The 23,804-nt window shown below is 70.8% G+C and carries 22 protein-coding genes and 1 tRNA gene; 9 read left to right on the top strand and 14 right to left on the bottom strand.

The features are described from left to right. The first annotated feature begins 40 nt into the window (after positions 1-40). Both ACZ6B1_RS19490 and ACZ6B1_RS19485 read left to right on the top strand, forming a co-directional pair. Entirely contained in the window at positions 41-715 is a 675-nt protein-coding gene (locus ACZ6B1_RS19490) for a Crp/Fnr family transcriptional regulator (protein ID WP_199211391.1), read from the top strand. A gap of 209 nt (positions 716-924) precedes the next feature. Next, a complete protein-coding gene (locus ACZ6B1_RS19485) occupies positions 925-1,755 on the top strand; it encodes a nucleotidyltransferase (protein ID WP_468779913.1) in 831 nt (276 codons plus the stop codon). Between the two features lie 71 nt (positions 1,756-1,826). On the opposite strand, the gene ACZ6B1_RS19480 is transcribed toward ACZ6B1_RS19485, so the two are convergent. The 4 genes from ACZ6B1_RS19480 to ACZ6B1_RS19465 are packed head-to-tail and all read right to left on the bottom strand — an operon-like array spanning position 1,827 to position 4,266. Beyond that, positions 1,827-2,657, bottom strand: coding sequence for an MBL fold metallo-hydrolase (locus ACZ6B1_RS19480; protein ID WP_468779911.1), 831 nt, complete (start codon positions 2,655-2,657; stop codon positions 1,827-1,829). Then, complete coding sequence (locus tag ACZ6B1_RS19475) at positions 2,654-3,583, bottom strand: NUDIX hydrolase (protein WP_468779909.1); 930 nt, start codon at positions 3,581-3,583, stop codon at positions 2,654-2,656. Before ACZ6B1_RS19475 ends, ACZ6B1_RS19480 begins: the two co-directional genes overlap by 4 nt. A gap of 57 nt (positions 3,584-3,640) precedes the next feature. After that, entirely contained in the window at positions 3,641-4,105 is a 465-nt protein-coding gene (locus ACZ6B1_RS19470) for a RidA family protein (protein ID WP_199211388.1), read from the bottom strand. Further along, positions 4,102-4,266 carry a DUF4177 domain-containing protein gene (locus tag ACZ6B1_RS19465; RefSeq protein WP_136744038.1) on the bottom strand — a complete coding sequence of 55 codons (165 nt, stop codon included), beginning with the start codon at positions 4,264-4,266 and terminating at the stop codon, positions 4,102-4,104. Before ACZ6B1_RS19465 ends, ACZ6B1_RS19470 begins: the two co-directional genes overlap by 4 nt. 216 nt (positions 4,267-4,482) lie before the next feature. Between ACZ6B1_RS19465 and bagA the strand changes: the two genes are divergently transcribed. Further along, positions 4,483-5,460, top strand: a complete 978-nt coding sequence (gene bagA, locus ACZ6B1_RS19460) for an ATPase BagA (protein ID WP_468779907.1) — start codon at positions 4,483-4,485, stop codon at positions 5,458-5,460. Continuing rightward, the gene (gene bagB / locus ACZ6B1_RS19455; protein ID WP_468779905.1) at positions 5,457-6,797 is read left to right on the top strand and encodes an ATPase BagB; all 1,341 of its coding nucleotides are present in this window, start codon (positions 5,457-5,459) and stop codon (positions 6,795-6,797) included. Before bagA ends, bagB begins: the two co-directional genes overlap by 4 nt. Before the next feature lie 406 nt (positions 6,798-7,203). Here the strand turns inward: bagB and wblA are convergent, their stop codons facing one another. Next, positions 7,204-7,542, bottom strand: a complete 339-nt coding sequence (gene wblA, locus ACZ6B1_RS19450) for a transcriptional regulator WblA (protein WP_174266212.1) — start codon at positions 7,540-7,542, stop codon at positions 7,204-7,206. Positions 7,543-8,076: 534 nt separating this feature from the next. On the opposite strand from wblA, the gene ACZ6B1_RS19445 reads away from it, so the two are divergent. After that, positions 8,077-10,383 carry a transglycosylase domain-containing protein gene (locus ACZ6B1_RS19445; protein ID WP_468779904.1) on the top strand — a complete coding sequence of 769 codons (2,307 nt, stop codon included), beginning with the start codon at positions 8,077-8,079 and terminating at the stop codon, positions 10,381-10,383. Between the two features lie 104 nt (positions 10,384-10,487). Here the strand turns inward: ACZ6B1_RS19445 and ACZ6B1_RS19440 are convergent, their stop codons facing one another. Further along, complete coding sequence (locus ACZ6B1_RS19440) at positions 10,488-10,955, bottom strand: GatB/YqeY domain-containing protein (RefSeq protein ID WP_468779902.1); 468 nt, start codon at positions 10,953-10,955, stop codon at positions 10,488-10,490. 93 nt (positions 10,956-11,048) lie between these two features. On the opposite strand from ACZ6B1_RS19440, the gene ACZ6B1_RS19435 reads away from it, so the two are divergent. The 4 genes from ACZ6B1_RS19435 (at position 11,049) to ACZ6B1_RS19420 (ending at position 13,538) form a co-directional block, all read left to right on the top strand. Further along, positions 11,049-11,975, top strand: a complete 927-nt coding sequence (locus ACZ6B1_RS19435) for a metallophosphoesterase (protein ID WP_468779900.1) — start codon at positions 11,049-11,051, stop codon at positions 11,973-11,975. A gap of 156 nt (positions 11,976-12,131) precedes the next feature. Continuing rightward, positions 12,132-12,890: a Pr6Pr family membrane protein gene (locus ACZ6B1_RS19430; RefSeq protein ID WP_468779898.1), complete on the top strand. Its 759-nt coding sequence runs from the start codon at positions 12,132-12,134 to the stop codon at positions 12,888-12,890. A 66-nt stretch (positions 12,891-12,956) separates the two neighbouring features. Then, positions 12,957-13,030: transfer RNA gene (locus tag ACZ6B1_RS19425), tRNA-Pro, on the top strand. 205 nt (positions 13,031-13,235) lie between these two features. Further along, positions 13,236-13,538 (top strand): muconolactone Delta-isomerase family protein, encoded by a 303-nt coding sequence (locus ACZ6B1_RS19420; protein WP_468779896.1) that lies wholly within the window; start codon positions 13,236-13,238, stop codon positions 13,536-13,538. An 87-nt stretch (positions 13,539-13,625) separates the two neighbouring features. Here ACZ6B1_RS19420 and ACZ6B1_RS19415 read toward each other — a convergent pair whose 3' ends face one another. The 8 genes from ACZ6B1_RS19415 to ACZ6B1_RS19380 all read right to left on the bottom strand — a co-directional run bounded on the left by ACZ6B1_RS19415 (position 13,626) and on the right by ACZ6B1_RS19380 (position 23,585). Further along, positions 13,626-14,225, bottom strand: coding sequence for a biotin transporter BioY (locus ACZ6B1_RS19415; protein ID WP_468780139.1), 600 nt, complete (start codon positions 14,223-14,225; stop codon positions 13,626-13,628). 104 nt (positions 14,226-14,329) lie between these two features. Continuing rightward, positions 14,330-15,190 (bottom strand): 3-hydroxybutyryl-CoA dehydrogenase, encoded by an 861-nt coding sequence (locus ACZ6B1_RS19410; RefSeq protein ID WP_468780137.1) that lies wholly within the window; start codon positions 15,188-15,190, stop codon positions 14,330-14,332. Between the two features lie 75 nt (positions 15,191-15,265). Next, complete coding sequence (locus ACZ6B1_RS19405) at positions 15,266-17,260, bottom strand: acetyl/propionyl/methylcrotonyl-CoA carboxylase subunit alpha (RefSeq protein WP_468779894.1); 1,995 nt, start codon at positions 17,258-17,260, stop codon at positions 15,266-15,268. 9 nt (positions 17,261-17,269) lie between these two features. After that, positions 17,270-18,874: a carboxyl transferase domain-containing protein gene (locus tag ACZ6B1_RS19400; RefSeq protein WP_468779892.1), complete on the bottom strand. Its 1,605-nt coding sequence runs from the start codon at positions 18,872-18,874 to the stop codon at positions 17,270-17,272. Between the two features lies 1 nt (position 18,875). Continuing rightward, positions 18,876-20,090, bottom strand: coding sequence for an MFS transporter (locus ACZ6B1_RS19395; RefSeq protein WP_468779890.1), 1,215 nt, complete (start codon positions 20,088-20,090; stop codon positions 18,876-18,878). A gap of 85 nt (positions 20,091-20,175) precedes the next feature. Further along, entirely contained in the window at positions 20,176-21,375 is a 1,200-nt protein-coding gene (locus tag ACZ6B1_RS19390) for an 8-amino-7-oxononanoate synthase family protein (RefSeq protein ID WP_468779888.1), read from the bottom strand. Positions 21,376-21,711: 336 nt separating this feature from the next. After that, a complete protein-coding gene (locus ACZ6B1_RS19385) occupies positions 21,712-22,554 on the bottom strand; it encodes a helix-turn-helix transcriptional regulator (RefSeq protein ID WP_468779886.1) in 843 nt (280 codons plus the stop codon). Positions 22,555-23,111: 557 nt separating this feature from the next. Beyond that, positions 23,112-23,585, bottom strand: coding sequence for a carboxymuconolactone decarboxylase family protein (locus ACZ6B1_RS19380; RefSeq protein WP_468779884.1), 474 nt, complete (start codon positions 23,583-23,585; stop codon positions 23,112-23,114). Positions 23,586-23,804 lie beyond the last annotated feature (219 nt).

Below are 23,804 nucleotides of genomic sequence, written 5' to 3'. Positions count from 1 at the left end.
GATCATGGTCCCCTGAGCAGGTCGACAAGGGAGAGAACTCGTGGACGACGTTCTGCGGCGCAATCCGCTTTTCGCGGCGCTCGACGACGAGCAGGCCGCGGAGCTCCGCGCCTCCATGAGTGAGGTGACCCTCGCACGCGGTGACTCACTGTTCCACGAGGGCGACCCCGGTGATCGGCTGTATGTCGTCACCGAGGGCAAGGTCAAGCTGCACCGCACCTCTCCCGACGGCCGCGAGAACATGCTCGCCGTCGTCGGCCCCAGTGAGCTGATCGGCGAGCTGTCGCTGTTCGACCCGGGCCCGCGCACCGCGACCGCGACCGCGCTCACCGAGGTCAAGCTGCTCGCCCTCGGCCACGGCGACCTCCAGCCCTGGCTGAACGTGCGTCCGGAGGTGGCCGGCGCCCTGCTGCGCGCCGTCGCCCGGCGGCTGCGCAAGACCAATGACGCCATGTCCGACCTGGTCTTCTCCGACGTCCCCGGCCGTGTCGCGCGCGCCCTGCTGGACCTCTCCCGCCGCTTCGGCGTGCAGTCCGAGGAGGGCATCCACGTCGTCCACGACCTCACGCAGGAGGAGCTGGCCCAGCTCGTCGGCGCCTCACGCGAGACCGTGAACAAGGCACTGGCGGACTTCGCCGGGCGCGGGTGGCTGCGCCTGGAGGCGCGGGCCGTGATCCTGCTGGACGTGGAGCGCCTGGCCAAGCGGTCCCGCTGACCGCCCGCACACGCGCGTGAGGCCCTGTCGTATGGCAGGGCCTTTCGCATGCCCCGCGGCGAAGATCCGGTCACCCTGTCGAGGACAGGGGTGTCGCAGCCCGACGGCCGCTTCACGGGCCGGTACGGGCTGGGCGCCGAACCTTCGGCCCACCGCCGCCCGGCCGTAAATCACCTGCCCCGGCGGCCCGGGCCGGGCACAGTGAACGCATGCCCGACACCGTTCGCCGTCCCGGACTCGACCCCGAGGGGTACCTCGTCCGCGAGGGCTCCCTCACGCGCGTGCGGGCCCCGTTCCGTCCCGTCGTGGCCGCCGCGCGCGACCGCCTGCCGGATCTTCTCGGGGCGCGGCTGCACAGCGCGTACCTCTACGGGTCGATTCCGCGCGGCACCGCGCGCGTGGGACGCAGCGACCTCGATCTGCTGCTGGCGCTGCGCGAGGAGCCGACGGACGCCGACCGGGCGGCCGTCCGGGCCTTCGGTGAGGGCCTCGACGCGGAGTTCCCGCAGATCGACGGAGTCGGCACGCTGCTGTACGGCCGGGCGCGGCTGCTGAGCGACCTGGAGCGGCACGACCTGGGCTGGTTCGTCGCCTGTCTGTGCACGCCGCTGCTCGGGGACGATCTCGCCGCGCACCTGCCCCGGTACCGCCCCGACTCCCTGCTGGCCCGGGAGACCAACGGCGACCTCGCCCTGCTGCTGCCGCGCTGGCGCGAGCGGATCGAGCGGGCGGCCGGCACCGAGGAGGCCCTGCGGCCGCTGGTCCGGTTCATGTCCCGGCACCTCGTGCGCACCGGCTTCACCCTCGTCATGCCCCGTTGGCACGGCTGGACCAGCGACCTGCGCGAGATGGCCGGGGCGTTCGGCACCCACCATCCCGAGCGGGCCGCGCAGATGCGCCGGGCGGCGGAGTACGGCTACGAGCCCGTCGGCGACCCGGCGGTACTGCGGTCGTACGTGGACGACCTCGGTCCCTGGCTCGCCGCGGAGTACGCGCGCGTGCACGGCGTGAAGGCTCCCCGGCCCGAGGACCGGGCCTGAGCGGCCCCGAGCGGCTCCGCGACGACGCGTGGGAGCCCGCCCGGAGGGCCCGCTGAATGAGCCTGGGCCCGCTAAATGAGCCCGTGCTCGCTCAGGTAGTCCATCTGGGCCCGCACCGACAGCTCCGCCGCCGGCCACAGGGAGCGGTCCACGTCGGCGTACACATGGGCGACGACCTGCGCCGGGCTGCGGTAGCCGTCCTCGACGGCCGTCTCGACCTGGGCGAGGCGGTGCGCGCGGTGGGCGAGGTAGAACTCGACGGCCCCCTGTGCGTCCTCCAGGACCGGCCCGTGGCCCGGCAGGACCGTGTGGACGCCGTCGTCCACGGTGAGGGAGCGCAGGCGGCGCAAGGAGTCCAGGTAGTCGCCGAGGCGGCCGTCCGGATGGGCGACGACGGTCGTGCCGCGCCCGAGGATGGTGTCCCCGGTCAGCACCGCTCGGTCGGCCGGGAGGTGGAAGCACAGGGAGTCCGCGGTGTGCCCGGGGGTCGGTACGACCCTCAGCTCCAGGCCACCGACCGTGATCACGTCACCGGCGGCGAGGCCCTCGTCGCCGAGCCGCAGCGCCGGATCGAGGGCACGCACGCGCGTGCCGGTCAGCTCGGCGAACCGGGCGGCGCCCTCGGCGTGGTCGGGGTGGCCGTGGGTGAGCAGGGTGAGGGCTATGCGCTTGCCGGCCTTCTCGGCCGTGTCGACGACGGCGCTCAGGTGGCCGTCGTCCAGCGGCCCCGGGTCGATCACCACGGCCAGGTCGGAGTCGGGCTCGGCGACGATCCAGGTGTTGGTGCCGTCCAGGGTCATCGCGGAGGCGTTGGGCGCGAGCACGTTGACGGCGCGTTCGGTCGCCGGCCCCGTGAGGACACCGCCCCGGGGCTGACCGGGCAGGGCGCTTGCGTCCGTCATGCGGGGCCTCCTCCGGTGCTCGGAGCCGTCGTCTCGCGTTCCGTCCCAGGTGCCCCGCCGACGGCCGTCCCACTCGCCGGGACGTGCTTGGTGAACTCGTCGTGCCCGGGCCAGGACAGGACGATCTCGCCGTTCACCAGGCGGGCCCTGGCCAGCACCGGGGTCATGTCCCGCGCCGGCGCCGCCGCGAGCGCCCCGGCCGCCGTGGCGTACGGCAGGAGCTGGCGCAGGGTGGCGATGGTGGGCGGCATCATCAGCAGCTCGCCCTTGTCGTACCCGGCGGCGGCCTCCTCGGGGCGGATCCACACCGTGCGGTCGGCCTCCGTGGAGGCGTTGCGGGTGCGCTGGCCCTCGGGCAGGACGGCCACGAAGAACCATGTGTCGTAGCGGCGGGACTCGAACTCCGGGGTGATCCAGCGGGTCCAGGCGCCCAGCAGGTCGGAGCGGAGCACCAGGCCGCGGCGGTCCAGGAACTCGGCGAAGGACAGCTCGCGCGCGACCAGGGCGGCGCGGTCCGCCTCCCAGTCGTCCCCGGTGGTGTCCCCGACGACCGAGTCGGCGTCGGGACCGGCGAGCAGGACGCCCGCCTCCTCGTACGTCTCCCGCACGGCGGCGCACACGACAGCCTGGGCGCCGCTCTCGTCGACGCCCAGCCGCTCGGCCCACCACGCGCGCGTGGGACCGGCCCAGCGGACCAGGCGGTCGTCGTCACGCGGGTCGACACCGCCGCCGGGGTACGCGTACGCGCCTCCGGCGAAGGCCATGGAGGCGCGTCTGCGCAGCATGTGGACGGCCGGCCCGGCCGGAGTGTCCTTCAGGAGCAGCACGGTGGCCGCGCGCTTCGGGGACACCGGTACGAGGGTGCCGTCCGCGAGCGCGCGGATGCGGTCGGGCCACTCCGGGGGATACCACTGACCGTTCGCCATGGCCGGAGGCTATCCCGTGTAGGGCGAATGTTCGAGAGGCGCCCGAGGTCGGAGCGGCTACTGCGCCAGCTCGACCTGGATCTCGACCTCCACCGGGGCGTCCAGCGGCAGCACCGCGACGCCCACCGCGCTGCGGGCGTGCACGCCCTTGTCGCCGAGCACCTCGCCGAGCAGCTCGCTGGCGCCGTTGACGACACCGGGCTGCCCGGTGAAGTCCGCGGCCGAGGCGACGAAGCCGACGACCTTCACCACGCGCGCGATGCGGTCCAGGTCGCCGGTGACGGACTTCACGGCGGCCAGCGCGTTCAGCGCGCAGGTACGGGCCAGCTCCTTGGCCTCCTCGGCCGTGACCTCGGCGCCCACCTTGCCGGTGACCGGCAGCTTGCCCTCCACCATCGGCAGCTGGCCGGCGGTGTAGACGTACACACCGGACTGCACGGCCGGCTGGTACGAGGCCAGCGGCGGTACGACCTCCGGCAGGGTCAGGCCCAGTTCGGCCAGCTTCTCCTCGACCGCGCTCACGCCTGCTTCTCCCGCTTCAGGTAGGCCACGAGCTGCTCGGGGTTGTTGGGCCCGGGCACGACCTGGACGAGCTCCCAGCCGTCCTCGCCCCAGGTGTCCAGGATCTGCTTCGTGGCATGGACGAGCAGCGGCACGGTCGCGTATTCCCACTTCTTGGTCATGGGCCGACTGTAGCCGCTGTGGTCACCTGGGAAGGCGGCCGACCACGGGCTTCGCCGCCCGGGGCGGACACCGGACATGAGGGCGGCGGACACGGGGCACGAGGACGACGGGCGCCGTACACGAGGACGGCGGTCACGGGTCCCGGGGCCGACCGGGAGCGCGGTTGTCCACAGCCTCCCGCGTGGCCGTCGGCCGGACTGGTTAGGCTCGAATACGTGAGCAGGCTCCAGGTCGTCAGCGGCAAGGGCGGGACCGGCAAGACGACGGTCGCCGCCGCACTCGCGCTGGCCCTCGCGACCGAGGGGAAGCGGACGCTTCTCGTGGAGGTCGAGGGTCGGCAGGGCATCGCGCAGCTCTTCGAGACAGATGCGCTGCCCTACGAGGAACGGAAGATCGCGGTCGCACCCGGTGGCGGGGAGGTGTACGCCCTCGCCATCGACCCCGAACTCGCCCTTTTGGACTATCTCCAGATGTTCTACAAGCTCGGCGGCGCGGGCCGGGCGCTGAAGAAGCTCGGCGCGATCGACTTCGCCACCACGGTCGCGCCGGGGCTCAGGGACGTCCTGCTGACCGGCAAGGCGTGCGAGGCGGTCCGCCGCAAAGACAAGGCGGGACGGTTCACGTACGACTACGTGGTGATGGACGCGCCGCCCACCGGACGCATCACCCGGTTCCTCAACGTCAACGACGAGGTCGCCGGGCTCGCGAAGATCGGCCCGATACACAATCAGGCGCAGGCGGTGATGCGGGTTCTGAAATCGCCGGAGACGGCGGTGCACCTGGTGACGCTGCTGGAGGAGATGCCCGTCCAGGAGACCGCCGACGGGATCGCCGAACTCCGCTCGGCACGGCTGCCGGTGGGCCGGATCATCGTGAACATGGTCCGGCCGCAGGTGTTGGACGCGGCCGACCTGGAACTCGTACGGACCGTGCCGCGCGCCTCCGTCGCGCGTGCCCTGTCGGCCGCCGGGCTCGGCGGCGCGCGGCGCGGCGGGCACGCCGAGCGGCTGGTGGACCCGCTGCTGGAGCAGGCCGCGGAGTACGCCGAGCGGCACGCGCTGGAGGAGGAGCAGCGCGCCGTCCTCGGCGAACTGGAGCTGCCACTGCACGAACTGCCGCTGCTCGCCGAGGGCATGGACCTCGCGGGCCTGTACGAACTCGCCACCGAGCTGCGGAAGCAGGGGTTGTCATGAGTCCGGACCCGGCCGAGGCGCAGGACGCCGCCCGCCCTCATCTCTCCCCCGCGCGCGTACTGGACGTCGATCCACTGCTGGACGACCCGGACACCCGGATCGTGGTGTGCTGCGGCTCGGGCGGCGTCGGCAAGACGACGACGGCGGCGGCGCTGGGCCTGCGGGCGGCCGAGCGGGGCCGCAAGGTCGTCGTCCTCACCATCGACCCGGCCCGCCGGCTCGCCCAGTCGATGGGCATCGACTCCCTCGACAACGTGCCCCGCCGGGTCAAGGGCACCGAGGGCGACGGCGAACTGCACGCGATGATGCTCGACATGAAGCGCACCTTCGACGAGGTCGTGGAGGCGCACGCGGACCGGGAGCGGGCGGCCGCGATCCTTGCGAACCCCTTCTACCAGTCGCTCTCGGCGGGCTTCGCGGGCACGCAGGAGTACATGGCGATGGAGAAGCTGGGGCAGCTCCGGGCGCGGGACGAGTGGGACCTGATCATCGTCGACACCCCGCCGTCCCGCTCGGCGCTGGACTTCCTGGACGCGCCCAAGCGGCTCGGCTCCTTCCTGGACGGCCGGCTGATCCGCCTGCTGACCGCTCCGGCCAAGCTGGGCGGCCGCGCGGGGATGGCCTTCCTCAACGTCGGTATGTCGATGATGACCGGCACCCTGGGCAAGCTGCTCGGCGGTCAGCTGCTGAAGGACGTGCAGACCTTCGTGGCCGCGATGGACACCACCTTCGGCGGCTTCCGCACGCGCGCGGACGCCACGTTCAAGCTGCTCCAGGCGCCCGGTACGGCGTTCCTGGTGGTGGCGGCGCCGGAGCGGGACGCGCTGCGCGAGGCGGCGTACTTCGTGGAGCGGCTGGCCGCGGAGGACATGCCGCTGGTGGGGCTGGTACTCAACCGGGTCCACGGCAGCGGCGCCGGCCGGCTGTCGGCGGAGCGGGCACTGGACGCCGCGGAAAATCTTGAGGACCCCCGCATTGTGGATCAGGGGGACGGGAAAGCTGGACTTCGTAACTCTCCCGACACGTACGGCAGTTCAGAATCTCCCGCTGCCACACCATCGGCTCCGGACGACGGCTCCCCCGCCGGCACCGACGACGGCCCCCCCGCCGCGGACCCGGAGCGGACTGTGGACCAGCTCACCTCAGGCCTGCTGAGGCTGCACGCCGAGCGCATGCAACTGCTCTCGCGCGAGCAGCGCACGCGTGACCGCTTCCTCGCCCGCCATCCCGAGGTGGCAGTCGTCGAGGTGCCCGCGCTGCCCGGTGACGTGCACGACCTCACGGGTCTGCGCGACATCGGCGACCGGCTGGCGGAGGGGCGTACGGAACTGCCGTAGCGCGGGCCGCGCGGAGCGCTCATGCGTACGTGACGGTCGTGCGCATGGGCCTTGCGGCGGCCGTGCACGGAGTTGTCGCGCGCGCGTGACGCTCGTGGCGGACGTGAATGGGCCACGCGCGGGGCGCGCGGAGGTGTCGCGCGCGCCTGGCGCTCGGGGCCGGCGTGCGCGTCGCACGCCCGGGTGACGGACGCGAGCGGCTCGCTGCCACGGGCCAACCGCCACCCCGACGGGCCACTTCCGCCCGTCGGCCCGGCGGCCGCCGCCTGCCCAGCGGGCATCGCCGCACCGGCGCGCACCGGCAGCACCGGCCGGCCGGGACCGGGCCGAGGCCGCTCCTCGAGCGGCCGTCGCCTGGACCGCGCTCGCCCCGGATCGTTCCGGGGCGACACCAGGGGCGTTGCCCTCAGCTGACCGCCGCGTAGTTCTCGTACACCTCGTCGCTGTCGAGGGACACGATGCCCGCGCCGCGCTCGTACTCCGAGCGAGCGGTCTCGAGCAGCCTGCGCCAGGAGGTCACGGTGGGCCGTCGGCGCAGCAGTGCGCGGCGCTCCCGCTCCGTCATGCCTCCCCACACGCCGAACTCGACGCGATTGTCCAGCGCGTCGGCCAGGCATTCAGTGCGTACCGGACATCCGGTGCACACCGCCTTGGCCCTGTTCTGCGCTGCTCCCTGCACGAACAGTTCATCCGGATCGGTAGTGCGGCAGGCGGCCTGCGCACTCCAGTCGGTTACCCAGCCCATACCGGCGCCGTCCTCTCCCGAATCGAGGCTCCCCCACGGCGGCAGCGGCATATTCACCGCCGCCAGTTGAGGACGTTACGGAAGGTGGGGGCAGCGCAACACCCCCGTCGGGCCCAATCTTGAATGGTCCGAACGGACTATGGGTAAGCGGCAGATCACCCGGGGGAGTGAGCTGACGACATGCGCGACCATCCCGGCATACCGGGGCGGCTGTGGTGCGCCACATCGGGCGCCAGGTGACACACAAGGCGGAATCGGACACGCCCCGCCGGGAATTCAGGGGTACTTCCGGAACGATTCGGGTTCGCCGGACGTATTGATGTGTGGCCGCGCCGCTGTGACAGTTACGAGCAGCTTAGGCCAAGGCCTGTGCGCCTGTCCGGCGAATGAGAACGTAGGCCCCTGCTTTGCCATGCCGTGACAGGAGCCGCGAGCGGCCGGGCCAGGGGCGCGCACGTCACGATCCGGCACCCGAACATCCCGACGGAGGGCCGCTCCCTCGGAACGCTCATAAGTACGGATTAGGCTGCCCCCATGGCAAAGAAGCGCTCGAGCGGTGGCCTGTCGGCAACGCAGCAGGCCGCCAAGTTCCTCGGTGTCAGTGTGCTCGCGGGAGCCGTGATGGCGGGCATCGCGCTGCCCGCGGCCGGCGCGCTGGGCCTCGCGGCCAAGGGCTCGGTCAAGGGCTTCGACGAGATCCCGGCCAACCTCAAGAGCCCCCAGCTCAGCCAGCGCACGACCATACTGGACAGCCGGGGGGACCAGATCGCGACCGTCTACTCCCGTGACCGCACGGTGGTGGACCTCAAGAGCATCTCGCCGTACATGCAGAAGGCGATCGTCGCGATCGAGGACTCGCGCTTCTACAAGCACGGCGCGATCGACCTCAAGGGCGTGCTGCGCGCCCTGAACAAGAACGCGCAGAGCGGCGGTGTCTCCCAGGGCGCCTCCACGCTCACCCAGCAGCTCGTGAAGAACTACTTCATCGAGGAGGCCGGTGACGACCCGACGAAGGTCGCCGAGGCCACCCAGCAGACCCTCGGCCGCAAGGTCCGGGAGCTGAAGTACGCGATCCAGATCGAGGAGAAGCTCGGCAAGAAGAAGATCCTCGAGAACTACCTGAACATCACCTTCTTCGGCGAGCAGGCCTACGGCGTCGAGGCGGCCGCCCAGCGCTACTTCTCCAAGCACGCCAAGGACCTGAACCTGCAGGAGTCGGCGCTGCTGGCCGGCATCGTGCAGTCCCCGAGCCGCTACGACCCGGTGAACGACGAGGCCGAGGCCACCAAGCGGCGCAACACCGTGCTGCAGCGCATGGCGGAGGTCGGCAACGTCTCCCAGGCGGAGGCCGACCGGGCCAAGGAGAAGCCGCTCGGACTGCATGTCAGCCAGCCGAAGAACGGCTGCATCACCGCCACCAAGGGCGCCGCGTTCTTCTGCAAGTACGTGGAGCACGTCTTCCTGAACGACCCGACCTTCGGCAAGACCCGCGAGAAGCGCGCCAAGCTCTGGAACCGCGGCGGTCTGACCATCCGTACGACACTCGACCCGCAGGCCCAGGACTCCGTCCAGGCCTCGCTGAAGGATCACGTCTACAAGTCCGACAAGGTCGCCGCGGCCGCCACGCTGGTCGAGCCCGGCACCGGCAAGGTCCTGGCCATGGGCCAGTCGAAGCCGTTCGGCTACGGCAACAACGAGACGGAGTACAACTTCTCGGTCAACCGGGACATGGGCGGCTCGAACTACGGCTTCCCGACCGGTTCGACGTTCAAGCCGTTCGTGGCGGCGGCCGCGATCGAGGGCGGCAAGCCGGCGACGCAGGAGTACTCGGCGCCGTACAAGATGAACTACCCGAGCCCCGTCCAGCGGTGCAGCAGCAACCCGTACGTCAACACCAAGAACGAGACGGTCGAGAACGAGAACGAGTCGGAGAAGGGCCCGTACCGCATGAAGGAGGCGATGGCGAAGTCCATCAACACCTACTTCGTGCAGCTCATCTCCGACATCGGTCTGTGCCCGGTGGTGAAGATGACCGACGCGCTGCACGTGGTGCAGGGTGACGGCTCGAAGCTCCCGGAGACCCCGTCGATCGCCCTCGGCTCGATCGGCCTCTCCCCGCTGACCATGGCCGGCGCCTACGCCACCTTCGCCTCCCGCGGGATGTACTGCACACCGGTCGCCATCGAGTCGATCGTCCAGAAGGTCGGCAACGAGCAGAAGTCGCTCGAGGTGCCCCAGTCCACCTGCTCACGCGCGATGAGCGAGAAGACCGCCGACACGGTCAACACCCTGCTGCGCGGTGTGGTCGACTCCGGTACCGGCCAGGAGGCGGGTCTGAACGACCGTGAGAGCGCGGGCAAGACGGGCACGACCGACGAGCGCAAGAACGCCTGGTTCGTCGGCTACACCCCCAACATGTCCGGCGCGGTGTGGGTGGGCAGCGCCAAGCAGAACGTGAAGATGACCGGTATCACGATCGGCGGCGTCTACCGCGATCTCGTCTTCGGTGGCCAGGTCCCCGGTCCGATCTGGCGGGACGCCATGGCCGGCGCCCTCTCCGGCAAGGACGCCCCGGACTTCCAGTTGGTCGACATTCCCGACGACCAGGGGGACGGTGGTGACCAGGGAAAAGGCGATCAGGGGGGACGCGACAGGAACGGGGACAACACGGGGGGAGCACTCGGGGGCCTGATCGGCGGCCTGACGGACGGGGGAACAAGCCAGGGCGGTGACACGGGCGGCACCGTCCCGACGCCGACCTTCTCCTTCCCCGACAACTTCATCGAGGGCCAGACCAACGGCGGCACGCGCGGGAACGGCAACGGGGGGCACCGGGGGTAGCTCCTCCCCGTGACGCGGTGACAGTGAAGCGGCGGGGCCGCACCCTCGGTGAGAGGGTGCGGCCCCGCCGTCGTGCACGTAGCGGCCGGGGGCGGCTGGGCGGCTCAGCCCTGGAGCAGCTTCTTCACCGCGGCGGCCACGCGGCCGCCCTCGGCCTGGCCGGCCACCTTCGGGTTCACGATCTTCATCACGGCGCCCATGGCCCGCGGCCCCTCGGCGCCGCCCGCCTTCGCCTCCTCGACGGCCTGGGCGACGATCGCGTTCAGCTCGTCGTCGCTGAGCTGCTTCGGCAGGTACGCGGCAAGGACGTCGCCCTCCGCCTTCTCCCGCTCGGCCTGCTCGGCGCGGCCGCCCTGCGCGAAGGCCTCGGCCGCCTCACGGCGCTTCTTGGCCTCGCGGGTGATCACCTTCTGCACCTCGTCGTCGGAGAGCTCGCGCTTCTCCTTGCCCGCGACCTCCTCCTTGGTGATCGCGGTGAGCGTCAGCCGGAGCGTCGAGGAGCGAAGCTCGTCGCGCCCCTTGATCGCGGCGTTGAGGTCGTCCTGCAGCTTCGACTTGAGCGTGGTGGTCATGGGGCCGATTGTCTCAGGTACCGGGGCGCGGACGCCCACCGATTTTGCGGGCGGCCGGTCCTGGGCCCACCGCCGGTCTGACACGATGGTCGTATGCGCGCGCGATACGGAGTACCCCTGGGAATCATGGCGGCAGGCGCCGCCGGAGTGGCCTACGCGGCGGGCTTCGAGGTCCGCTCCTTCCGTCTGCGACGAGTGACGGTCCCGGTCCTCCCGCCGGGCATGGGCCCCCTGCGCGTGCTCCAGGTCTCCGACATCCACATGGTGCGCGGCCAGCGCAAGAAGCAGCGCTGGCTGCAGTCGCTGGCGGGGCTGCGCCCGGACTTCGTGATCAACACGGGCGACAATCTCTCCGACCCCGAGGGCGTCCCCGACGTGCTCGACGCGCTCGGCCCGCTGATGGAGTTCCCGGGCGCGTACGTCTTCGGCTCCAACGACTACTACGGCCCGCGGCTCCGCAACCCCGCCCGCTACCTCCTGGAGAAGGCGAGCGGCCGGCACGGCCTGAACGGCAACGCTCCTGCCGTGGGCGTGCTCCACAACCCCTGGGAGGACATCAGGGACGGCTTCGACGCGGCGGGCTGGCTGAACCTGACGAACACCCGGGGCGTCCTGAAGGTCGAGGGCGTGTCGATCGAGCTGACCGGCCTCGACGACCCGCACATCAAGCGCGACCGCTACGCGCAGGTGGCGGGCGGCCCCTCCGGCTCGTACGACTTCTCGATGGGCGTCGTCCACGCGCCCTACCTGCGCGTCCTCGACTCCTTCACGGCGGACGACTACCCCCTGGTCCTGGCCGGCCACACCCACGGCGGCCAGCTCTGCATCCCCTTCTACGGCGCCCTGGTCACCAACTGCGACCTGGACACGGACCGCGTGAAGGGCCTGTCCCAGCACACGGCGGAGGGCCGCACGTCGTTCCTGCACGTCTCGGCGGGCTGCGGCACCAACCGCTACACCCCCATCCGCTTCGCCTGCCCTCCGGAGGCGACGCTGCTGACGCTGGTGGGACGGGAGTAGGACGGAGGGACGGGGGCGCTCTGGGCGGGCGCCCCCGGCGATGGCGAACGGTGGACCACCGTGGACGCAAATGGCGAACGATGGACCACCGTGGACGCAAACCCATTCGGACTACCCCATATGGCCCCATTCATCCCCTCTGCCTAGCGTGAGGGCATGACCGCCCCGATACCCAGGGACATCCCGGACCTGCCCGCGGTGCCCAGCCCGCCCCTCCTGCTGCCCTCCCCGGTCCCGGCCACGGCGGTGGTGGGCCCGGTACACCGCCCGCTGGCAGCGGTGTTCCGGCTGCTGATCGCCCTCGCGGCGGCAGCCGGCGTAGTCCTGGAACTCCTCCTCGGCACCCCGGCCCGGACCCTGAGCTACTTCAGCGTCCAGGCCGACATCGTGCTGGCCGTCGTCATGCTGTCGTCGGCCTCCAGGGCCTGGCGCACCCGCCGCCCCCTGCCCGCGTCCGTGACCGGCGCCGCCCTCCTCTACGCCGTGATCACCGCGCTGACGTACCAGGTGCTGCTGGCCCACGCCACGCCCCCGTTCACCATGACGGAAGCGGCCCCGCCCCCCACCCGCTGGCACGCCCAGTGGACAGCGCTCCAGCTCCTGCACACGGTGGCCCCGCTGGCGGCCCTCCTGGACTGGCTCCTGCTCACCCCCGCGGCCCGCCTGCGGCTGCGCCACGCCGCGACCTGGCTCCTCTACCCCCTGGCCTACCTGGCCTTCTACCTCACCCGGGCCGCACTCCAGTCCCCCTCCACCCCGGCCCGCTACCTCTATCCCTTCCTCGACGCGCAGACCCACGGCTACCGCGACACGCTGGCCAACGCCCTCCTCATCGGCCTCGCCACCTACGCCCTGGCAGTCCTCCTGGTCACCCTGGACCACGCCCGCCCGACCCCGGTCCGCCACCGCGGCTAAACCGGATTTCGTCTCGGGCCACCAGTGGGCTAAAGTAAACGACGTCGCCGCGAGCAGCAGCGACATCGGGGTGTAGCGCAGCTTGGCAGCGCGCTTCGTTCGGGACGAAGAGGTCGTGGGTTCAAATCCCGCCACCCCGACACACAGGTCAGAGGCCCATTCACGTGATCGTGAATGGGCCTCTGAGCGTTTGTACAGCAGCCGAGTACAGCGGCTTCTACCACTCTTGACGGCTGTCCCAGGCTCTGCGCGTCCGCGCGAGCGGTCGTAGCCTGATCATGTGCCGGCCCTGTGGGCCGTGCCTCCGTGCCCGGGTGGCCTCGTCTCGCCGGAGGGAGAAGGAGCATGCGCGAGTTCCTGGTGGAGATCACCACCGACGTCCCCGAGGGCACCGACCCGGCCGAGGTCGACCGGCGCCGTGCCGCCGAAGCGGCCCGGGCGAAGGAGCTGGCGGCGAGTGGCAACCTGATCCGGCTCTGGCGCCCGGTCGGTGAGCTGCGGAGCATCGGCCTGTGGCGGGCCGCCGACGAGGCGGAGTTGCACGAGAAGGTGCTCGGCACGCTGCCGCTCAGGTCGTGGATGACCCTGGTCGTCACCGCGGTCGAGTCCCATCCCAACGACCCGGGCAAACCCGACGTCACAGCGTGATCGCACGGGTTGCCCCAGGTTCCGACCGCGCACACCGGCACACCGAAACACCGGGCCTGTCCCGCTGTGGCGGCTCCGGTTTCGGGACTACGAGGGTTCACCCCGGCGTTCGGATTCCGGGGCAGCACCGAGCACTCGCCACGCCGTGGGAAGCACGCCCATCGCCAGGGCCGCCTTCAGGGCGTCGCCCAGCAGGTAGGGCAGGGCGCCCAGGGCCACGGCCCGGGCCAGGGAGATGTGCAGGGACAGGGCGAGGTACGGCACCCCGGCGGCGTACACGCAGACGCTGCCCAGGGCCATGACACCGGCCGTGCGCAGCGGACTCCGGTCGCCGCCGCGGCGGGCCAGGCCGCCCACCACGACGGCGGCGAGGATCAGACCGAGGAGGTAGCCGAACGTGGGCATGCTCGCGCCGGACGCGCCCTCGGCGAACCAGGGCATGCCGCAGACGCCCGCACCGGCGTAGACGGCGAGCGCCAGCGCTCCGCGCCGCGCCCCGAGTGCGGCGGCGACCAGCAGAGCGGCGAAAGTCTGCCCGGTCACCGGGACCGGCGACCCGGGCACCGGCACCGCGAGCTGCGCGGCGGCGCCGGTCAGGGCCGCACCGCCGAGGATCAGCGCGGCGTCGCGCACCCTGGTCCGGGTGGCGCCCTCGGCGGGCAGGAGGTCGGCGAGGACCAGTCCCATGGGCCCGGTCGTCGTCGGCGTGATCCTGAAGGCGGTACTCACGTCAGGTGTGTCCGTTTCTGCGTGTTCGGTGGAGGTGTCGCGCGGAGGTCGGTCCCGGGGCGCTACTGATAGGGGTAGAAACCGCGGCCCGTCTTGCGGCCGAGCAGGCCGCCCTCGACCATGCGGGAGAGCAATGGCGGGGCCGCGTAGAGCGGCTCCTTGAACTCCTCGTACAGCGCTTCGGCCACGGCCGCCACGACGTCGAGGCCCACCATGTCGGTCAGCCGCAGCGGGCCCATCGGATGGGAGCAGCCGAGCACCATGCCCTGGTCGATGTCCTCCACAGTGGCGAAGCCCGTCTCCACCATGCGCACGGCGGACAGCAGATACGGCACCAGCAGCGCGTTGACCACGAAGCCGGCCCGGTCCTTGGAGCGGATCGGCCGCTTGCCCAGTGTCTGGGCCACCCATGTCTCGGCCCGGTTCATGGTCTCGTCGGACGTGTGCAGTGAGCCGACCAGTTCCACCAGGGGCATCGCCGGTACGGGGTTGAAGAAGTGGGTCCCGATGACCTGAGCCGGGCGGTCGGTGGCGCCGGCCAGCTTCATGATGGGAATGGAGGAGGTGTTGGAGGCCAGGATCGCCTCCGGGTCCTCGATCACCTTGTCGAGGGTGGCGAAGAGGTCGAGCTTGAGCACCTCCTCCTCGCGGACGGCCTCGACCACCAGCTGCCGGTCGGCCAGCTCGCCCAGGTCCATGGTGAACTCGACGCGTTCTTCGGCCGCGTCGCGTTCCGCCGCAGCGAGCCTGCCCTTCGCGACGGCCCGGTCGAGGGAGGCGCGAATGCGACGCCGCCCGGTGGTCAGTGATGCCTCGCGGGACACCGCGACCAGCACGTCCATGCCTGCCAGAGCGCTTACTTCGGCGATTCCGGCGCCCATGGCTCCCGAGCCGACCACTCCGATACGGCTGATGGGGATCATCTGGTTCTTCACTTCCGTCATGGTCTTGCCTTGGTTGCCCGGTGTCTGGACCGGGTTCGGTTCCGGGTGCGCGGCTCAGGCGGCTTCTTCACGCTGCTCCGACCCGATGACGACGAGGACCTGGTCGGCCGAGACGATGTCGGCGACGGCGCAGCGGATCTCCTCGATCACGCCGGAGGCGGTCGCGAGCACCCGGTTCTCCATCTTCATCGCCTCGACGATCGCGACGGTGTCGCCCTGCTTCACGGCCTCACCCACCGCTACGGGCAGCTGAATCACCGTGCCGGGCATGGGCGAGGTGACCGCATCGCCGACGGCCGAGCTGTCGTCCTCACCGGTGACGTCGAGCGTCAGGGTCAGCCGGCGGCCGTCGATGACGAGTTCGCAGCCGTCCGCCCTGCGCAGGCCGGTCCAGAGCGCCTCGCCGACCGTGCCGCGCAGCAGTGCCCCGTCCTGCTCGTACGTCACCCTGAAGCGCTCGCCGGCCACGGCGACTGTCAGATCGCCCGTCCGCAGGGAGAGCAGCGCCGCTTCGAGCGGACGGCCGCCGACCCGGCAGGCGACGCGGCCCAGCGGAGCCTGCGGATCGAGCAGGTGACGGTCGAGTGCGCCGACGGTGCCGTGCCAGGGTGAGCCGGCCGTGCTCACCGCGGCACGGGCGGGCAGGCTCATCGCGGCCGCGCAGGCCGACGCGGCCGGCTCGAGGTCCCGGCCGTGCTCGGCGGCGCGAGCGGTGAAATCGTCCACCAGGTGCGTGTCGATCAGTCCGGCGCTCACCCGGGGGTCGCGGAGCAGGTCGGCGAGGAAACCGAGGTTGGTCGTGAGACCGAGGACGGCGGTGGAACGCACGGAACGCAGCAGTCGGGCGAGGGCGGCGGGCCGGGCGGGACCGTGCGCGATGAGCTTGGCGATCATCGGGTCGTAGAAGGCCGGGACTTCGCCCGCGCCCTCGAAGGCCGCGTCGACCCGCAGATCGGTGGGCCACCGGGCCCCCAGCGCCCGGCCGGGAGCGGGGCGGAAGCCCGCGTCCGGGTCCTCTGCGTAGACGCGGACCTCGACTGCGTGTCCGGAAGCGGTGATCTCGTCCTGGGCCAACGGGAGTCGTTCGCCCGCGGCGACCCGCAGCTGCCACTCGACCAGGTCGAGACCGGTGATGGCCTCGGTGACCGGGTGTTCGACCTGGAGGCGGGTGTTGACCTCGAGGAAGTAGAACCCGCCGCCGTCACCGGCGCTGTCGAGAATGAACTCGAAGGTGCCCGCGTTGACGTAGCCGATGGCCTCGGCACCACGTACGGCGGCGGACCGCAGCGCCTCTTGGACCTCCGCCGGAAGATTGACGGCCGGCGCCTCCTCGACGATCTTCTGGTGCCGGCGCTGCAGCGAGCACTCCCGCTCGAAGAGGTGCACCACGTTTCCGTGGGTGTCGCCGAAGACCTGTACTTCGATGTGCCGGGGCCGGCGCAGATACCGCTCGACCAGCAGGCGTCCGTCACCGAAGTTGGCGCGGGCCAGCCGGATCGCGGCCTCCACGGCGGGGGCGAGGTCGCCCTCCCGCTCGATCACCTGCATGCCCTTGCCGCCGCCTCCGGCGACGGGCTTGAGGATCACCGGGTAGCCGACGCGGGCCGCGTTCGCCCGGATCTCGTCCACCGACTCGGTGGCGTCCGCCGAGCCCGGCAGCACCGGTACGCCCGCTTCCGCCATCAGCCGTTTCGCGATGGCCTTGTCACCCATGGCCGCGATGGTGTTCGCACCGGGTCCGACGAAGACCAGGCCGGCCTCGGCGGCCGCGGCGGCGAACCCGGCGTTCTCCGAGAGGAATCCGTATCCCGGGTGGACGGCGTCGCAGCCGGTGCGCAGTGCCGCGTCGATCAGGGCGTCGGCCCGCAGATAGCTGTCGGCCGCCGGGGACGGGCCGATCAGGACCTGTTCGAAGGCGCCGTCCAGGTGGGCCGCGGTGGCGTCCGCCTCAGAGTGGACGGCGACGTACTCGATGCCGAGGCGCCGGCAGGTACGGGCGATACGGCGGGCTATCTCACCCCGGTTGGCGATCAGGAGTCGTTTCACCATGTCGGACCATCACATCCTGAACACGCCGAAGCGCGTCTCTCGTTGCGGTGCTGCCGCGGCCAGGGCGAGGCTCAGCGTCAGCCATTCACGGGTGTCGGCGGGGTCGACCACGGCGTCCACCCACAGCCGGGCGGCGACATAGAGGGGCTGCCCCTCGCGGTCGTAGTTGTCCCGGATCGGCTTCTTGAACGCCTCTTCCTCTTCCGGGGTCAACGCGGCCCCGCGCTTGGCCAGTTGCTCGTTCCTGATCAGCGCCAGAACGGTCGCGGCCTGCTCGCCGCCGACCACGGACGTCTTGGCGTTGGGCCACATGGCCATGAGCTGCGGGCCGATGGAGCGGCCGCACATGGCGAGGTTTCCCGCGCCGTAGCTGCCGCCGATCAACACGCTGAACTTCGGGACGGCGGCGCAGGACGCTGCGTTCACCATTTTGGCGCCGTGCTTGGCGATGCCGCCGGCCTCGTACTCGGCACCGACCATGAACCCGTTGATGTTGTGCAGGAAGAGCAGGGGGATGCCACGCTGCGAGCACAGCTCGATGAAGTTGGCGGCCTTCTGCGCGCTCTCGGAGAAGAGCACGCCGTCGTTGATGAGGACGCCCACCGGGTAGCCGCCGATGCGGCCGGTGCCGCACACGATCGTCGGCCCGAACCGGGCGCGGTACTCGGTGAACTCGCTGCCGTCCAGCAGCCGGGCGAGGATCTCCCTGGCCGGAATCGGCTCGCGCGGGTTGGCGCTGACGATGCCCGGCAGTTCGGCGGGGTCGTACAGCGGCGGTACCGGCGGCTCGGGAGGCGCGGCCGGGGTCTGCCTGCCGTGCCGGGCGGCGATCTCCCTGACGAGGGTGAGGGCGTGCTCGTCGTTGAGGGCGAGGTGGTCGGCGACGCCGCTGGTCGCGGTGTGCAGGTCGGCCCCGCCGAGGGTCTCGGCGTCGACGATCACGCCCGTCGCCGCGCGGACCAGCTGCGGGCCGCCCAGGAAGATCGACCCGTTGCCCCGCACGATCACGGTCTCGTCGCACATCGCCGGGATGTACGCGCCTCCGGCGGTGCACGAGCCCATCACGGCGGCGATCTGCGGCAGGCCCATCGCGGACATCTCCGCGATGTTCCGGAAGATCCGGCCGAAGTGGTTCTCGTCCGGGAAGATGTCCTCCTGCATCGGCAGGAAGACACCTCCGGAGTCGACCAGGTAGATGCAGGGCAGCCCGTTCTCGCGTGCGACCTGCTGGGCCCGCAGGTGCTTGCGGACCGTCAGCGGGTAGTACGTACCGCCCTTCACCGTCGCGTCGTTGGCGAAGACGACCGTGGGCCGGCCCTCCACCATGCCGACGCCGGTGATGATGGCCGCCGACGGAACGGCCTGCTCGTACACCTCGTGCGCGGCGAGCTGACCGATCTCCAGGAAAGGGGTCCCCGGGTCGAGCAGCCGGGTCACACGCTCCCGGGCGGTGAGCTTGCCGCGCGCGGCGTGGCGGGCCTGTGCCTCGGCGCCACCACCGGCCGTCGCCGCGGCACGCGCTGCGGCGATCTGCTCGCGCAGTGCTCCGTACGCCTCGCTGTTGCGGCGGAACGACTCGCTGGAAGGGCTGACGTGGGAACGCAGTACCGCCATGTCAGTTGCCTTCCTTGGTGACTGCCGATGATGCGGCGATCCGGGTCATGAGCCAGGCGGCGGCCCCCAGCGCGGCGGCGACCGTGGCCCAGGCGAGGTCCGCGTGGAGCAGCGCGGCGCTGGCCGCGGCGATGCCCGCCATCGACTGCTGGAGGAAGCCACACAGGGAGACGGCGTAGGCGCCGTTGTCGGGCCGGCTGCTGACGGCGGCGGCCATGCTGTTGGGGAACAGCACGGACTGCCCGAACGTGGTCACGCAGTACAGCGCGACGAAGGCCACCAGGGCGCCGCCGTGCGGCAGGCCGGGCACCGACCACAGCAGGATCATCAGTACGCCGGCCGCGGTCATCACGATCGACCCCGCGGTCATCAGGCGCCCCGAACCCGCCCTCGCCACGAAGCGGTTGACGGTCATCGCGCCGGCGAAGTAGGCCGCGCCGAGCAGCAGTCCGAGGCTTCCGTACTCGTCGGTGGCGAGCCCGAAGTGCTGCTGGAACACGAACGGACTGACCTCCTGCAGCATCACGATCGTGGCGAACCCCGCGCCGCCGGCCAGTGCCGGCAGCAGGAATCCGGGCTGCCTGCTGATGGTGAGGCAGACCCGTAGCACTTCAGACGGCCGCTGCACGGCACGGCTCGTCTCGAACGGCACGGTGAAGGTGAGCGCTGCCGCGACCGTGCCGACCGCGCCGAGGACAACGAAGCCGGTCTCCCAGTGGGAGTACCTGCCGATCAGGCCGCCGAGGAACTGGCCACCGCCCATCGCCGTGATGAACGCGATCGACAGCACCGAGAGGCGCCGGGCCAGTTCGTCGCCGCTCCAGCGGTCACGCACCAGGATGCGGGCGATGATCGCGCTGCCTCCGGCACCGATGCCCTGGAGCGCGCGCAGCACCAGGAGGCCCTCGGGGGACCGGATCAGGGCGATCAGGGCGCTGGTGAGCACGAACAGCGCCAGCGAGGTCAGCAGCGGGCCGCGGCGGCCGTACCGGTCCGCCGCCACGCCCCACAGGACGACCGGAGCCGCGGCGCCGATCACGAACACCGAAATGGACAGCGCGGCGTAACTGCGGGACATTCCGAAGTCGTGCGCCACGATCGGGAGCGACGGCAGGTAGATGGTCGTCGCCATCTGGGCCATGAACACCAGGAGGCACGAGAGCGCCATGATGCGCCGGTTCACCCGGGCAAGCGCGCCCTTGGCCTTTTCGGCCACTTGGTTCCCGTCGGCCGTCCGATTCCCATCGGGCGACTTCTTCTCTTCGGGCGGCGCCTTCTCTCCGGGTGACGAAATCCTTTGATCAGTCATTCTGGCTCCGCAGGTCATTGACCAGACGGCCGAAGTGCTCGATGTCCGCCTTCGTCATGTCGGCGCGGAGCATGATGCGCAGCCCGGCTTTTCCACGGGCGATGACGGGGAAGAAGAGGGCGGAGGTGTAATAGCCCTCGGAAAGGAGGGTCCGGCCGATGGACACGGTCTTCTCCTCCGAGCCGATGTCGATGAACCGGATGGGCAGTCCGTCACCGCTGTTGGCGGTGGGCACCAGGGCGTCGAAGCAGTCGATGTTCTCCTGCAACCGGCGCTGGAGTTCCTTGAGTTCGGCTGAGCGGTGCAGGGCGGCGGAGGCGGTGATCGCCCCGAGTCCGGCGGTGTTGATCCGCTGCGACCAGGTCAGCGGGCCGCCGTAGCGCAGGGCGAGATCACGGCGGTTCCGGGAGCCGCGGGGCCCGAGGAAGATCGCACCGCCGGAGGCTCCGAAGCCCTTGTTGAGGGAGGTGATGATCAGCGTGCGGTCGTTGATCTCACCCATGGTGTCCAGGACGAGTCCGCGCCCCTGGTCACCGCAGGTGGACACGCCGTGCGCCTCGTCGAAGAACAGGAACAGCCCGTACTTCTCCTGCAGACGCAGGAGTTCACGCACCGGTGCCTGTCCGCCCGTGCTGTAGACGCCGTCGGCCACATAGGCGACGTTCGGATGGGTGCGGCAGAGCTCTTCCAAGGCGTCGAGGTCGTTGTGCGCGATGGTCCTGACCTCGGCCTCGTCGGCGACGCTCGGCTTCATCGCGTTCAGACAGAAGTGCGCGTGCTTGTCGAACACCATGAGTGGCGGTCTGCCGTCGGTGAAGGCGCCGGACGCCAGCAGGGGCAACGCGGACCAGGCGGCCGCGGCACAGGAGGCGAGGGTGACCGCCTCCACCCGGAACAGGTCCGAGAGCGCGTCCTCGGCGTCCTCGAGAATCCCGAAGTGCACACGCATCCGGGAGACGGAGGTGTTCAGTGAGGCGTTCTCGGTGACGGCGTCGGCCGCCGCGCGGATCAGCGCCGGGTGGGAGTCAAGACCGAGGTACGAGTACGACGACATGTTCAGGAACTCGTGGCCGTCCGCCCGGGTGGCATAGCGGCCGGCGCCGAGATTCGCGGCGACGATTCCAGCCATTCCGGAGTCGGCGGTGACGTTCCAGAAGTCGTTACTTATCCCTATCGTCTTCTTGATGTTCATGAAGGCATGCAAGATCGCTCCCGAAAATTTGCATCAGTCGAGTTCCGGACATGGAATCGAACCGGATCGGGGCAGATACATGTCCCCATGACCCACCTCCGCGCACTTCGTGAGCGGACGGCTTCCCTAAAGGCCCGGTGGACACAGAGATTCGCAACTCGCCGTAGCGAATGTCAACGGATTCGACCGGCAATGTTCTGCCGGTCGGCCGCGGGCGCCGGAAATCGGACCGGCAGAAAATTTCCGGTTGCCGGACCGGAAAACCTTTGCCGGTCGGCGGCTGTTGAACTGGCCGCCGCCATCGGCGAGAGTGAGGGAAGTGACGGAAGTGAGGGCTCAGCCGTCCTGACGGCCGGTGCGGGCGTCCGCGTCGGACTCCGTGCACAGGCTGATGAAGGTGAGCCGAAGCCCGGGGTAGCCGACGGGATTCAGCACCTGGGTGACGACGTCGACGGTGTGTGGAGCGAAGCGGGGGATGTTCAGACGGAACGTGTGTCCGTCCCGGTGAGCGATGATGACCGGGCCGTCGTCCCAGATCCGCCTGCACTCGGGGTCGGCGAGTGCCGTCCGCAGGGTCTCGGCGAGTTCAGGGTTCCCCGGGTACTGCGCCATGGCGTAGCGCAGCATCGCGAGGTACGCCCGTGCGTGCCGTGGCCAGTCGGTCAGCTGCTCCCGGGCCTCGGGGTCGGTCAGCCCCCAGCGGATCAGGTTCGCGCCGGGGATCCGCACCCAGGGGAACCACTCGGCCATGGCGGCGTTGTGGGCGAGGATGTTCCACGTGTTGTCGGTGAGGTAGGCGGGCTGCGTGGGCTGCAGATCGAGAAGGCGCCGCAGCGGCGTCAGGTCGACGCCGTCGACGGGCGACACGGCGGGGAAGGGGTCGCCGCTGGCGGCGTAGAGGAAGAGAGTGGCCCGTTCGTCCGGGCACAGCCGCAGCGCGTCCGCCAGCGCCGTCAGGGTCCGGGCGTCCAGCCGGGGCGTGGCCCCGCGTTCGAGGTCGCGGTACCAGCGTTCACTCATACCGACCTCAGCGGCGACCTCCACCTGCGAGAGCGGCTTGCCGAGGCCCAGATTGCGGCCCGCTCGCGCCCGCCAGGCCCGCAGAAGCACCGCGAGCCCCACCTCTTCTTCTGGCAGCCGTTCGCTCCCGGTCCGGCCTGCGGAGTTGCCATGCTGCATGAGTGGGGCCCTACTCTGACTGGTTCCTCTGCCGCAGCTCGGGTGGAGCGGCCGGCATGGGGGATACGCAGCGGCGGTGTTCACTCGGTCGCGATCGCGACACGTGCACCGCAGGTCAGGCCCCCTGTGCAAGGGTACCCAAGATCCCCCAACCGTTCCGCACCGCACACCGCGCAGGGCACGCCCACGCCACAACGCGGGATCGGCCGGCCGACGGGCGGTCACCGCCGGGCCCGCACGCGCCCGGCGGTGAACCACCGACGCGTCCTACCACGCACTGCGAGACGTCCGTGAGGTACTCGCCTCGGGCAGCACCATCACATCGGCGGACTATCACGCCGGGCAGGCGCACGGGGACGCGACCCGAGCGGTCCGTGTCGTGCTTCGGCGGGATCTGAGCGACCTGGAAGCCTGACCTGCCGCTCCCCCTGGGCGCCGGGTCCTTGCCCGCGAGGGCCCGGCGGGCCCGCCGTTCTCCGGAAAGAACCGGGGCCCTCCTGAGCAGGGCCTGCAGAGCCCGTCGGCCGGGTGCGCGCGCGGGCGCACCGATGTTCCCGTCAGCCGAACATGCCCGGCTCGTAGTCGCCGGCCGGCTGCTGGACGATGACGTTCATGCGGTTGTAGGTGTTGATCAGGGCGATCAGGCAGACCAGGGCGCCGAGCTGGTCCTCGTCGTAGTGCTTGGCGGCGTCGGCCCAGGCCTCGTCGGTGACGCCGCCGGCCGCGTCGGCGATGCGTGTGCCCTGCTCGACCAGTTCCAGGGCGGCGCGCTCGGCGTCGGTGAAGACCTTCGCCTCCCTCCAGGCGGCGACCAGGTTCAGCCGGATCGCGGTCTCCCCCGCGTGCGCGGCGTCCTTGCTGTGCATGTCGGTGCAGAAGCCGCAGCCGTTGATCTGGCTGGCGCGCAGCTTCACCAGTTCCTGCGTCGCGAGCGGCAGCGTCGAGTCCGACAGGACCTTCCCGGCCGAGTTGATGTAACGGAAGAACTTGCCGGCGACCGGGTTTGCGAAGAGGTTCAAGCGAGCGTCCATGACGTCCTCCTGTGCGGTTGCTGTTGGCTACACCTCATTGACGGAGTGGGCCGCGGAGATGTGACAGCAACAGTTGTGACCTGGGTCACTTTAGGCGGCCGCGGCGCGGAAACCGATGATCCCGAGTCGGTCATGGATCCGCAGGAAATGTGTGCAGGAGCGCCACACAGACCGCACACAGTCTGCGGAACGCCTCGTTACCGTTACCGCTCGATCTCC

This window comes from Streptomyces sp. NPDC041129, assembly GCF_055592265.1.
Note: the sequence above shows the minus strand (reverse complement) of the source record. Positions and strands in the feature narration are given on the sequence as shown.

Coding starts and splice junctions, on each gene's coding strand:
- ACZ6B1_RS19420 (WP_468779896.1), top strand. CDS start 13,236: ATGCGCGAGTTCCTGGTGGAGATCACCACCGACGTCCCCGAGGGCACC.
- ACZ6B1_RS19405 (WP_468779894.1), bottom strand. CDS start 17,260: ATGGTGAAACGACTCCTGATCGCCAACCGGGGTGAGATAGCCCGCCGT.
- ACZ6B1_RS19410 (WP_468780137.1), bottom strand. CDS start 15,190: ATGATCCCCATCAGCCGTATCGGAGTGGTCGGCTCGGGAGCCATGGGC.
- ACZ6B1_RS19440 (WP_468779902.1), bottom strand. CDS start 10,955: ATGACCACCACGCTCAAGTCGAAGCTGCAGGACGACCTCAACGCCGCG.
- ACZ6B1_RS19475 (WP_468779909.1), bottom strand. CDS start 3,583: ATGGCGAACGGTCAGTGGTATCCCCCGGAGTGGCCCGACCGCATCCGC.
- ACZ6B1_RS19445 (WP_468779904.1), top strand. CDS start 8,077: ATGGCAAAGAAGCGCTCGAGCGGTGGCCTGTCGGCAACGCAGCAGGCC.
- ACZ6B1_RS19465 (WP_136744038.1), bottom strand. CDS start 4,266: ATGACCAAGAAGTGGGAATACGCGACCGTGCCGCTGCTCGTCCATGCC.
- ACZ6B1_RS19385 (WP_468779886.1), bottom strand. CDS start 22,554: ATGCAGCATGGCAACTCCGCAGGCCGGACCGGGAGCGAACGGCTGCCA.
- ACZ6B1_RS19485 (WP_468779913.1), top strand. CDS start 925: ATGCCCGACACCGTTCGCCGTCCCGGACTCGACCCCGAGGGGTACCTC.
- ACZ6B1_RS19380 (WP_468779884.1), bottom strand. CDS start 23,585: ATGGACGCTCGCTTGAACCTCTTCGCAAACCCGGTCGCCGGCAAGTTC.
- wblA (WP_174266212.1), bottom strand. CDS start 7,542: ATGGGCTGGGTAACCGACTGGAGTGCGCAGGCCGCCTGCCGCACTACC.
- ACZ6B1_RS19400 (WP_468779892.1), bottom strand. CDS start 18,874: ATGGCGGTACTGCGTTCCCACGTCAGCCCTTCCAGCGAGTCGTTCCGC.
- ACZ6B1_RS19430 (WP_468779898.1), top strand. CDS start 12,132: ATGACCGCCCCGATACCCAGGGACATCCCGGACCTGCCCGCGGTGCCC.
- bagB (WP_468779905.1), top strand. CDS start 5,457: ATGAGTCCGGACCCGGCCGAGGCGCAGGACGCCGCCCGCCCTCATCTC.
- ACZ6B1_RS19390 (WP_468779888.1), bottom strand. CDS start 21,375: ATGAACATCAAGAAGACGATAGGGATAAGTAACGACTTCTGGAACGTC.
- ACZ6B1_RS19435 (WP_468779900.1), top strand. CDS start 11,049: ATGCGCGCGCGATACGGAGTACCCCTGGGAATCATGGCGGCAGGCGCC.
- ACZ6B1_RS19415 (WP_468780139.1), bottom strand. CDS start 14,225: ATGGGACTGGTCCTCGCCGACCTCCTGCCCGCCGAGGGCGCCACCCGG.
- ACZ6B1_RS19480 (WP_468779911.1), bottom strand. CDS start 2,657: ATGACGGACGCAAGCGCCCTGCCCGGTCAGCCCCGGGGCGGTGTCCTC.